Raw genomic sequence first — 11531 nt, 5'->3', positions numbered from 1 at the left:
CAGGTCGATGCCGGATATCACCCGTGTCGCTTCACCCGTGAAGCGATTGGGAAGATTCGGCGCGGCCCTTCTGGAAACAGCGCCAAGTCAGGCTCGATTCAAGCTCTCTCAGCATACCTCTCAAAGATTTATTTGGCTTATTAAAGAGGCTTCGAGGTTCTCCCCCAGGAAAAGGGCTTCTCAGGTGAAACTAGCTAAACTTAGCACAAAAAAGCCTCGCTACCAATTAGTAGCGAGGCTCACATTGTGACTTCGTGATGAAATCGAGTTGCGAACGCCAGAAATCCACATCAAAACCATTCACCCCAACCGAGGCAAAGTGCGCCTCAATTGGTGCGCCTAGTTTTGATGAAATTTCTAGAGCGGCGTTCTCCACATCTTAATTATCAACCATGTAATCTGAACCGAAGAAGTTACGGAACATTTGAACAGTAGTATCACGGTTAAGAGCCGCGATAGAAGTTGTTAATGGAATTCCTTTCGGACATGCCACTACACAGTTTTGAGAGTTACCGCAGTTTGCGATACCCCCCTCGCCCATGATCGCGTTTAAGCGCTCATCTTTATTCATCGCACCTGTTGGGTGAGCGTTGAATAGGCGAACTTGTGAAAGCGGAGCAGGACCCATGAAGTTTGATTTGTCATTCACGTTTGGACACGCTTCTAGACAAACACCACAAGTCATACATTTTGAAAGCTCGTAAGCCCACTGACGCTTGCGCTCAGGCATACGTGGACCTTCACCTAAATCGTATGATCCATCAATTGGAATCCATGCTTTTACGCGTTTCAATGAATCAAACATACGAGTACGGTCTACTTGTAGGTCACGTACTACAGGGAATGTACGCATCGGAGCTAGTTTGATCGGTTGCTCTAACTTGTCAACAAGTGCCGAACAGGACTGCATCGGACGACCATTGATGACCATAGAACAAGCTCCACAAACTTCTTCAAGACAGTTCATGTCCCAAGTTACAGGCTTCGTAGCTTTTCCATCTTTGTTTACTGGGTTTTGACGAATTTCCATAAGAGCAGAAATTACGTTCATGTTTGGACGGTAATTAACCTCAAAGGCTTCCCAGTAGGGTTCCGAGTCAGGAGTGTCTTGACGCTGGATCTCAACAGTAATTTTTTTTGCTTCTGTTGCTGTCACCATGGATTAGTTCCCTCCTTTAGAAGAATAATCGCGTTTACGTGGTGGAATCAACGATACGTCAATTTCCTCGTACGAGATAATCGGTGCGCCAGTAGCTGCATCGAACTCTGCGATTGTAGTTTTCATGAATTCCTCGTCATTACGCTCAGGGAATTCTGGTTTGTAGTGAGCACCACGACTCTCGTTACGCTTAAGCGCTCCGATTGTGATAACGCGAGCTAGGTATAACATGTTCTTTAACTGACGAGTGAATGAAGCACCTTGGTTCGACCACTGTTGTGTATCGTCCATGTTGATGCGCTCCCAACGGTCCATCAATTCAAGAATCTTTTTATCTGTTTGTTCAAGCTTGTCGTTGTAGCGTACAACGGTTACGTTGTCTGTCATCCACTCTCCAAGCTCTTTATGGATCAAGTAGGCGTTTTCTGTACCTTGCATGTTCAATACTTTGTTCCACTCTTCTTGTTCTTTTTGAACTTCACGAGTGAAGATGTCATCTGGAAGATCTGCAGCAGACTTCTTCAGACCCTTCATGTATTTCACTGCATTTGGTCCAGCTACGCTTCCTCCGAATACTGCAGAAAGAAGTGAGTTTGCTCCTAGACGGTTGGCACCGTGCTGAGAGTAATCACATTCACCAGCTGCAAACAATCCAGGGATGTTTGTCATCTGGTCGTCATCTACCCAAAGTCCGCCCATAGAGTAGTGAACTGCAGGGAAGATTTTCATTGGAACTTTACGTGGATCATCACCAGTGAACTTTTCGTAGATTTCGATGATACCACCAAGTTTTACGTCAAGTTCGTGTGGATCTTTGTGAGAAAGGTCAAGGTAAACCATGTTTTCTCCATTGATTCCAAGTTTCTGGTTCACGCACACGTCGAAGATTTCACGTGTAGCGATGTCACGAGGAACTAGGTTCCCGTAATCTGGATATTTCTCTTCTAAGAAGTACCAAGGTTTTCCGTCTTTGTAAGTCCAAACACGGCCACCTTCACCACGAGCTGACTCTGACATCAAACGTAGTTTGTCATCACCAGGGATTGCAGTTGGGTGAATTTGAATGAATTCTCCGTTTGCATATTTTGCACCTTGTTGGTAAACGATAGATGCAGCAGATCCTGTGTTGATGATAGAGTTTGTTGTTTTACCGAAGATGATACCAGGACCACCTGTTGCCATAATTACAGCATCTGAACGGAACGCTTGGATTTCTGCAGTGTTCAAGTTCTGTGCTTTAATACCGCGGCAGACGCCTTCGTCATCTTTGATTATGCCCAGGAATTCCCAACCTTCGTACTTCGTTACAAGACCGTCTACTTCGTAGCGGCGAACTTGCTCATCCAGTGCATAAAGCAACTGTTGTCCAGTTGTAGCACCAGCGAATGCTGTACGGTGATACAGTGTTCCACCAAAACGGCGGAAATCAAGAAGACCTTCTGGAGTACGGTTGAACATAACACCCATACGGTCAAATAAGTGAATGATACCAGGCGCTGCATCAGCCATAGCTTTTACAGGACCTTGGTTCGCTAAGAAGTCACCGCCATACACTGTATCGTCAAAGTGTTTGTACGTTGAGTCTCCTTCACCTTTTGTATTTACTGCACCATTAATTCCGCCCTGCGCACACACTGAATGAGAGCGCTTTACTGGAACTAATGAGAATAGATCAACAGGCGTACCGTTTTCGGCAGCTTTCATTGTTGCCATAAGACCTGCAAGGCCTCCACCGACAACGATCAGTTTACTTTTTGCCATGCTTTTCTCACTCCTCGAATTTTTAGTAGTGGCTTATACTACGAATGCAAGTAATGCACGGATGCCCACTACTGACAATGCTACGAAAATACCAAGCGTTACGTATGTAGCCACACGTTGTGAAGCAGCGGATTGTGTAATCCCCCAGCTAACTAGGAATGACCAGATACCGTTTGCTAAGTGGAACGTTGCAGCAAGTACACCAGCTACATAGAAACCGAACATCCAAGGATTTCCTAAGATATCTGCCATCATGTCGAAGTCAGCTTTATCTGCTCCAATAGCAACCTGCCAGCGAGTCTCATAGACGTGCCAAGCGATGAAGATTACTAGGAAAATTCCTGTGATACGCTGTGCTACGAACATCCAGTTACGGAATGTGCTAAAGCGTTGTGTGTTGTTTTTAGCAGTGAAAGCAATGTAAATTCCGTAAAATGCGTGGAACATTAATGGTAAGAAAATAACAAAGATTTCAAGTGCATAACGGAATGGCAAGCTCTCCATAAAGTGTGCTGCAGCGTTGAAGGAATCTTCTCCTCCAGTTGCAAAGTAGTTGACGATCAAATGCTGCGTTAAGAACAATCCCACTGGGATGATTCCTAGTAAGGAATGCAGTCGACGCCAAAGAAATTCGTTGTTTTTCGCCAAAGTGGTTACCCCCCTCAAATTTTGCGATTGATTGATCACGGCGAAGTGACCACCCAATAATTGTTACGACGCACGAAATATCGACGTTCGTAACGGCCTTGTAGTTTAACATAACTATTGTACTCCCCTAAAATAGGTAGGTCAAGGCACTTCAGGAATGAGAATACTTCTCAAACACTAGATTTCTCAAGGGTTCTATCGTGATTGTGTCTTTTTTCACATGCACAAAAATGAAACCTACATGCTATACTGATATCGTTGATTTTGGAAAGCGAGTGGTCATTATGGAAAAGACACAAGAGAAAGTGATTCCACAGTTTGGTTACGAGTTAATTCGTGATCATTTAGTTGCTTCCTTATTAGGTAAGCATGAACAAGAGGTTCTGTATTGGGCCGGTAAAGATTTGGCACGTAAATTCCCCTGTCAGTCCGTAGACGAACTGCAAGCCTTTTTTGAACAAGCTGGTTGGGGTGACCTCCATATACATAAGGAAGCGAAACGCGAAATAATTCTCCACCTGCAAGGTGCACATCGTTCAGACACTCGTTCCGACCGCTGTTTTAAATTAGAAGCCGGCTTTCTAGCAGAACAATTTGAGATGCTCCATGGTCGAATGACAGAATGTGCAGAAGACGTGACATCCAAGCTAGTGGTTTTTACAGCGAAATCAGAATAGCAACTGTCTTAAGTTTACTCCTCCGGTGGAAACGCTCCCATTTATCTGCTCAAAAGTGTGAATTTTTTGTTTGATTTGTTCACACTTTTGTAACTATTTTGTATAACCTAGATGTGGAAGGCGTTCGCTCAGAAATGCTTCGAAAACCAGCCGCTCCCACAGATAAGCGTTTCTTTTCCGAGCACTCTCAGCTCAACTATTGTTCCCATACAAAAAGCAGTCTCTCATTTTCGCATGAGAAACTGCTTGTTTTTTTACTTTACTTATACTTCGATTTCTAGCTCCGAAAGTCGGAATTCGTCGTGAAGAGCGTTAGCTGTAGCAATCATCGTTTGTTGCGGAACAACTACGGATACTTTGATCTCTGATGTACTGACCATTTTGACAGGAACGTCTTCTTGACGGAGTCGATCAAACATCTGCGCTGCCACACCAGGATTCGACACCATTCCTGAACCTACGATGGACACTTTAGCAAGGCCCACTTCAAAGTCTGCAACCTGGAAGCCTAAATCCTGTTTGCGTTCTTCTAATACTTGAATCGCTTCGGATAGCGCTTCTTTTTTGATTGTAAATGAAACAGTCGGCGTCGTTCCGTCTACAATCGACTGGACGATAATGTCGACATCGATATTGTGTGCAGCTAAAGTGGTAAAGATTTTAGCCAGTGAGCCGTTGAACGGTTTTTCGTAGCTGATTGTTAGTCTTACGACATCCGATTCAAACGCGACACCGCGTACAATTAAATTCGATTCCATAGTTGGTTCCTCCTCAATCACAGTTCCTTCTTCCTGCGACAGGCTCGAGCGAACTGTCAACGGGATTTTATAGTTCTTCGCATATTCTACAGCACGTGGATGCAACACCCCTGCCCCTAAGTTAGCAAGCTCTAACATTTCATCATATTCAATCGATTGCAGTTTACGCGCACCTTCTACATAGCGCGGATCTGATGTGTAGACACCATCCACATCCGTATAGATATCACATCGCATCGCTCCGATTGCTGCGGCGATTGCTACTGCTGTGGTATCTGAGCCACCGCGACCAAGTGTCGTAATCTCACCGTCTTCTGTAATTCCTTGGAAACCTGCAGCGACGACGATGTTCCCTGCATCGAGTTTCGCACGGATCTTATCACCTTTTATAGAGACGATTCGTGCATTTCGGTGCACTTTCTCTGTTTGTAGTTCTGCTTGCCAGCCCGTCATCGATACTGCTGGGTAGCCTCTAGTTTCTAATGCCATTGCAAGTAACGACATGGACACTTGCTCTCCAGTCGACAACAGCATGTCCATTTCTCGTTTTGAAGGAGATGAAGAAACTTCTTCTGCTAGTTCCACTAAATGATCTGTCGTTTTTCCCATTGCGGATACAACTACGACCACTTGATGCCCATTTTCTACTTCTTGAATTACACGACTGGCAGCATTTCGAATGCGTTCTACCGATCCTACTGATGTTCCTCCGAATTTCATTACAACAATTGCCATTTTCTTCTCTCCTCCGACTATTGAGAAGGGACAAAAAAATGCTTTCCACGAATGGAAAGCATTTTGTCTAACACGGTCAACTAGTGATGTCCATGTAAGATAGCCCTCCAGAATGTGTATTCTGACAATCTTGGGTTTGTTCAACACAAGACCAACGAAGGACTGGATCAGCAGACCTTCATTTCGGCGATTGCCCCTTTCCGAGTTCTTCACAGGATCTGTCATCCTCCGAAACCGTACTGTTGACGTTCGCACCTCTATCTTCACGTAAAGTGAATATGAAATTAGGATTACTTTAGCACACTATTCTGATGAAGGCAAGGCATCTTCTGTCAGTTTTTTTTGGAACTCTAACGCTAATGCCTCAGGTAGACCGGCTGCTACAAAGTCATCAAGCGATCCTGCTCGCATATTTTTAACTGAACCAAAGTGTTTCATGAGTTGTTGCCTGCGCTTCGGTCCGACCCCTGGGATCGTATCTAAAACGGATTGAATGCTGTTCTTTTGACGCTGTTGTCTATGGAACGTGATCGCGAATCTATGGACTTCGTCTTGAATCCGTTGGAGTAAATAGAATTCTTGTGATGTCCGTTTCATAGCTACTGGTAGTGGTGGCTCTCCGTAGAGAAGTTCTGCAGTTTGGTGTTTCAAATCTTTCGCAAGACCTGCAATCGGAATGTCGAGCCCAAGTTCATCTTCTAGCACTTCACGTGCTGAGGACATCTGCCCTTTTCCTCCATCAATCAAGATCAAATCTGGAAGTGGCAATCGTTCCCGCAACACACGAGTATAACGGCGACGAATAACTTCTCGCATTGCACCATAATCATCGTGCTTAGCAGCGGTTTTCGTTTTATATTTGCGATACTCTTTCTTAAGAGGTTTGCCGTCTTCAAAGACGACCATAGCAGATACAGGATCGGCTCCGTAAATGTGCGAGTTATCGAATGCTTCGATTCGTCTTGGGGCTGGAATACCCATATGAGCACCTAACTGCTCGACTGCTCCAATTGTCCGCTCATCTTGTCGCTCTACTAGATGAAATTTCTCTTTCAAAGCGACTTCTGCATTATTGATCGCTAAATTGATGAGCTCTTTTTTCTTCCCTTTTTGAGGAACGAAGACTTTAAGATCAAGTAGCTGTTGGATAAGTTCGGCATCTACAGTGCCTGGAACCATGACCTCTTTCGGCTTGATGTGTTGGCTCTGTTCATAGAAGCGGCCGATAAAAGTCAGGAATTCTTCTTCCGGTTCTCCGTATATAGGAAATAGGGAAGCGTCTCGTTCAATGAGTTTTCCTTGTCGGATAAAGAACACTTGAACACACATCCAACCTTTATCGACTGCATAACCAAAGACATCACGATTGGTAAAGTCATTCATCTGCATCTTTTGTTTTTCCATGACGGTATCGATGTGCGCAATCTGATCTCTGTATTCTTTGGCACGCTCGTATTCCATCGCTTCAGCAGCCGCCATCATTTTCTTTTCAAGCTCAGTCCGAACAGCGATATGACCACCATTTAAAAACTTTGATACTTCGTCGATCATATACTGGAATTCAGAACGTGGAATGTCTTTGACACAAGGCCCTAAACACTGACCGATATGGTAATAGAGACAAAGCCGGTCAGGCATCTTGACACATTTTCGGAACGGATAGATCCGGTCGAGGAGTTTCCGCGTCTCGTTCGCTGCATAGACGTTTGGATACGGACCAAAGTATTTTCCGTTATCTTTACGGACCGTTCTTGTTGTGATGATTCTGGGATACGCATCCCCTGTAATCTTGATATATGGATACGTCTTGTCATCTTTCAGCATGACATTGTATTTCGGGTCATGTTTTTTAATCAGATGAAGCTCGAGAATCAAGGCTTCGAGATCCGATGACGTGACGATATATTCGAAGTCTTCGATGTCCTGGACGAGACGCTGCGTCTTTCCATTATGTGTACCAGTAAAGTACGACCGGACTCGATTTTTTAAAACCTTTGCTTTACCTACATAGATGATAGTTCCGTTGCCGTCTTTCATCAAATAACAGCCGGGCTGTTCAGGTAGGATTTCACTTTTTTGTCGAACCAACTCGTTCATCGTTTCACCTTCCTTTCGCACGCAAAATCCGCACGAATGTTCGGATTACCTTGAGAAAAAACCGGAATCCAGTGAGGACTCCGGTGTTTTTAGAATTATGCGTGTTTGTTCACTAAGTTAGCTAAGTTTTCTTTTGGCTGGTAGCCGATTACTTTATCAACCGGTTGACCGTCTTTGAAAAGAATCAAAGTTGGGATAGACATAACACCGAACTGGCTAGCCGTTGCTTGGTTCTCATCCACATCTAATTTTGTGATTTTCACTTTGTCAGAAAGTTCGCCGTCTAGTTCTTCTAGCACTGGAGCGATCATTTTACATGGTCCACACCAAGGTGCCCAAAAGTCTACTAATACTAAACCTTCTCCGATATCTTGTGCAAATGTTGCGTCTGTTGTGTGAGTTACTGCCACGATAATTCCTCCTTCTTGTGTATCTATATGCGATTATATCAAATGATACCCGAACCACCTAATAATAAAACTCGACTCCTTTAGAGGAGCCGAGAGTGAGAATTACTTCGATAAAACTGCGCGGAATTCTTCAGTCAACATAGGGATGACTTCGAATAAATCGCCTACGATTCCGTAGTCTGCTACTTTGAAGATGTTAGCTTCTGGATCTTTGTTGATCGCAACGATAACTTTAGAGTTCGACATACCCGCTAAATGCTGGATAGCTCCTGAGATACCTGCAGCGATGTAAAGATCTGGAGTAACGACTTTACCTGTTTGACCGATCTGTAAAGAGTAATCTACATAATCCGCGTCACATGCACCACGTGATGCACCAACAGCGCCACCAAGAAGGTCAGCTAGCTCTTTTAATGGAGCAAAACCGTCTGCACTCTTCACGCCACGACCACCAGCTACTACTACTTTAGCTTCGGATAGGTCAACGCCGTCTGTTGATTTACGAACGACTTCCTTAATGATTGTGCGAAGGTTAGTGATGTCTACAGAAAGTGAAGAAACATCTGCAGATTTCCCTTCTTCTTTAGCAAGTGGTGCGATATTGTTCGGACGAACTGTGATGAATTTCACGTCGTCTTTCAATTTCACTTTTTCAAATGCTTTACCCGAGTAGATCGGACGAATGAAGATGGCATCGTCGCCTTCTCCTTCGATGTCCGTCACGTCAGACACTAAACCTACTTGAAGTTTAGCAGCGATCTTAGGAGACAAGTCTTTTCCTAGTGCTGTGTGTCCGAACACGATTGCTTCAGGATTTTCTTGCTCGATAACTGCCATCAATGCTTGGCCGTACCCGTCTGAAGTATATTGTTTCAAATGTGGGTGTTCTACTGTTACAACGCGATCTGCGCCGTATGCGCCAAGCTCAGCTGCTTGTTCGCCAGCTGCGTCACCTAATAACACAGCAACTACTTCGCCACCACCAGAAATTTTCTTTCCAGCTGCAATCGCTTCAAATGATACGTTACGTAATGAACCTTCACGAGATTCTGCTAATACAAGTACTTTCGACATGCTAAGTTCCTCCTTCGATGTTGTTCCGTTCGATTTAGATTACTTTTGCTTCCGTGCGAAGTAAGCCGACTAGTTCTTTTACTTGATCCTGAAGATCACCTTGTAGAACTTTTCCTGCTTCTTTTTTCGGAGGAAGGTAGATTTCAACCGTTTCTGTTTTTGCTTCGACATCATCTTCATCGATATCCAGATCGTCTAATTCTAACTCTTCAAGAGGCTTTTTCTTTGCCTTCATGATTCCTGGTAAAGATGGGTAGCGTGGTTCGTTCAATCCTTGTTGCGCTGTAACTAGAAGTGGAAGTGTTGTTTCTAATTCTTCTGTGTCTCCTTCTACGTCACGTTTGATAGCTACTGTATCTCCATTGATTTCAAGGTTTGTGATAGTCGTTACGTAGTTGATGCCTAGTAACTCAGCAACACGTGGTCCTACTTGACCTGAACCGCCGTCGATTGCGACGTTACCAGCTAGGATCAAGTCTGCTTCTTTATCTTTTAAGTATTCAGCTAAAATATGAGCTGCACTGAACTGGTCTAAATCTTCTACGTCTTCTGTGTTGATCAGAACCGCTTTGTCAGCACCCATAGCTAACGCTGTACGTAATTGCTTTTCAGCTTCTACGTCACCCATAGTGATGACTGTTACTTCTCCGCCGTGAGCGTCGCGAACTTGAATCGCTTCTTCAATTGCATACTCATCGTATGGGTTGATGATGAACTCAGCGCCATCTTCTTGAATGTGCCCGCCAGATACGACGATTTTTTCTTCCGTGTCGAATGTACGTTTAACTAAAACATAAATATTCATTGGGTTCCCTCCAAAATAAATTAGTTTCCTTTAAAATTTGGTTGACGTTTTTCTAAGAAGGCAGAAATTCCTTCTTTGGCATCTTCTGACACGAAAACGGTTCCAAAAGAATGCGCTTCAGCGTCTACGCCTTTGTAATAAGAGTCATCTTTAGTATATTGCAGTGCTTCTAACGCGTATTTCATAGCTACTGGACTCTTTTTAGCGATCTTAGCTGCCATTTGCTGAACAGTAGTTTCCAATTCTTCTTCAGCAACAGCATGATTTGCTAATCCAAGACGTGCAGCCTCTGATCCTGAAATCGGATCGCTTGTCAGCAACATTTCAGCAGCTTTCGCGACTCCCACATAACGTGGCAGACGCTGTGTACCTGCAAAGCCTGGAATGAGACCAAGTTGCAATTCAGGAAGGCCAAGTTTTGCTGATTCTGTTACCACACGAATATGACAACTCATAGCAAATTCTAGACCTCCTCCTAACGCCGCCCCATGAATGGCTGCAATGATTGGTTTCGAGAAAGTTTCAACGCGTTCAAAAATGTCTTGTCCATTTTTAGCAAGCTTAGAAAACTCTTCGCCGCTTGTGATTGATGTAAATTCTTTAATATCTGCCCCAGCAGAGAAGAAACGACCTTCTCCTTTGAAAACAATAACGCGTACAGAATCGTCTTGCTCTACTTGATCTAAGAATGAATTGATATCTAAGATCAGCTGGCGTGACAGCGCATTGGCTGGTGGACGGTTCAATGTGACAGTCGCCACATGATCCTTTGTTCCCCATGAAAGAAATTCCATTTGTTCACATCCCCTATTCAGCTTTGATTGCGTTAAACAACAACTGATGAACTTTTGGTGAGAGCGCTACCAAATCATATTTGTATTCATTCATCACCCAAGTCGTAGTCGTCTCGTCAATTGTACCAAAAACCATCTGTCTCGCTAAGCGAATATCCATATCTTTATCAAATTCTCCATTAGCAATGCCGTCTTTTAAAATGGTATCGAGTAACACGAGATAATTTTTCAAAACTGCGTTGATGCGTAAACGCAGTGCCAGGTTGGACTGACGAAGCTCTAGCTGCGTGACAGTTGCCAAGTGGCGATCTGCTGAAAGAACCGTGAAATGATTTTCAACCATTTTATAAAGTTTTTCAGATGCCGTGATCGGCTTTTCAATAATTTCATTTAAGCGATCTGCAAACATCTCCATCTTCTCATCAAAAACAGAAATCAGAATATCTTCTTTGTTTTTGAAATACAGATAGATTGTGCCGTCGGCTACTCCGGCTTGCTTTGCAATCTTGGAGACTTGGGATTGATGATACCCGTTCTCGGCAATCACAATTATGGCCGCATCAATGATTTGTCGGTATTTAGGTTTTTCTTTTTTCATCGTCTCAACCCCAAA

Annotated in this window: 11 protein-coding genes and 1 riboswitch; of the genes, 1 reads left to right on the top strand and 10 read right to left on the bottom strand. The window is 43.9% G+C overall.

The window, feature by feature from the left end; translation table 11 throughout:
* Positions 1–379: 379 nt before the first annotated feature.
* The 3 genes from sdhB to CF394_RS12995 are packed head-to-tail and all read right to left on the bottom strand — an operon-like array spanning position 380 to position 3568.
* Entirely contained in the window at positions 380–1159 is a 780-nt protein-coding gene (gene sdhB, locus CF394_RS13005) for a succinate dehydrogenase iron-sulfur subunit (protein ID WP_207761727.1), read from the bottom strand.
* 3 nt (positions 1160–1162) lie between these two features.
* Positions 1163–2920 carry a succinate dehydrogenase flavoprotein subunit gene (gene sdhA, locus CF394_RS13000; protein WP_094944177.1) on the bottom strand — a complete coding sequence of 586 codons (1758 nt, stop codon included), beginning with the start codon at positions 2918–2920 and terminating at the stop codon, positions 1163–1165.
* A 33-nt stretch (positions 2921–2953) separates the two neighbouring features.
* On the bottom strand, positions 2954–3568 hold the full coding sequence (locus CF394_RS12995) for a succinate dehydrogenase cytochrome b558 subunit (RefSeq protein WP_094944176.1): 615 nt from the start codon (positions 3566–3568) through the stop codon (positions 2954–2956).
* A 284-nt stretch (positions 3569–3852) separates the two neighbouring features.
* Between CF394_RS12995 and CF394_RS12990 the strand changes: the two genes are divergently transcribed.
* Positions 3853–4245 carry a YslB family protein gene (locus tag CF394_RS12990; protein ID WP_165767561.1) on the top strand — a complete coding sequence of 131 codons (393 nt, stop codon included), beginning with the start codon at positions 3853–3855 and terminating at the stop codon, positions 4243–4245.
* Positions 4246–4508: 263 nt separating this feature from the next.
* Here the strand turns inward: CF394_RS12990 and CF394_RS12985 are convergent, their stop codons facing one another.
* From CF394_RS12985 to fadR, 7 genes are all read right to left on the bottom strand, one after another.
* Complete coding sequence (locus CF394_RS12985; protein ID WP_094944173.1) at positions 4509–5738, bottom strand: aspartate kinase; 1230 nt, start codon at positions 5736–5738, stop codon at positions 4509–4511.
* 92 nt (positions 5739–5830) lie between these two features.
* A riboswitch (Lysine riboswitch) is annotated at positions 5831–6006 on the bottom strand.
* 35 nt (positions 6007–6041) lie between these two features.
* The gene (gene uvrC / locus CF394_RS12980) at positions 6042–7835 is read right to left on the bottom strand and encodes an excinuclease ABC subunit UvrC (protein ID WP_094944171.1); all 1794 of its coding nucleotides are present in this window, start codon (positions 7833–7835) and stop codon (positions 6042–6044) included.
* A 95-nt stretch (positions 7836–7930) separates the two neighbouring features.
* Complete coding sequence (gene trxA / locus CF394_RS12975; RefSeq protein ID WP_094944170.1) at positions 7931–8245, bottom strand: thioredoxin; 315 nt, start codon at positions 8243–8245, stop codon at positions 7931–7933.
* A 102-nt stretch (positions 8246–8347) separates the two neighbouring features.
* Complete coding sequence (locus tag CF394_RS12970; RefSeq protein WP_094944168.1) at positions 8348–9319, bottom strand: electron transfer flavoprotein subunit alpha/FixB family protein; 972 nt, start codon at positions 9317–9319, stop codon at positions 8348–8350.
* A 34-nt stretch (positions 9320–9353) separates the two neighbouring features.
* The gene (locus CF394_RS12965) at positions 9354–10124 is read right to left on the bottom strand and encodes an electron transfer flavoprotein subunit beta/FixA family protein (protein ID WP_094944167.1); all 771 of its coding nucleotides are present in this window, start codon (positions 10122–10124) and stop codon (positions 9354–9356) included.
* A gap of 20 nt (positions 10125–10144) precedes the next feature.
* Complete coding sequence (locus CF394_RS12960; RefSeq protein WP_094944165.1) at positions 10145–10918, bottom strand: enoyl-CoA hydratase; 774 nt, start codon at positions 10916–10918, stop codon at positions 10145–10147.
* A 13-nt stretch (positions 10919–10931) separates the two neighbouring features.
* Positions 10932–11516: a fatty acid metabolism transcriptional regulator FadR gene (gene fadR, locus CF394_RS12955; RefSeq protein ID WP_094944164.1), complete on the bottom strand. Its 585-nt coding sequence runs from the start codon at positions 11514–11516 to the stop codon at positions 10932–10934.
* Between the last annotated feature and the right edge of the window lie 15 nt (positions 11517–11531).

Source organism: Tetzosporium hominis (assembly GCF_002265435.1).
GTDB classification, from domain to species: domain Bacteria; phylum Bacillota; class Bacilli; order Bacillales_A; family Planococcaceae; genus Chryseomicrobium; species Chryseomicrobium hominis.
The sequence above is the reverse complement of the archived record's forward strand: the minus strand, read 5'-3'. Positions and strand labels throughout refer to the sequence as shown.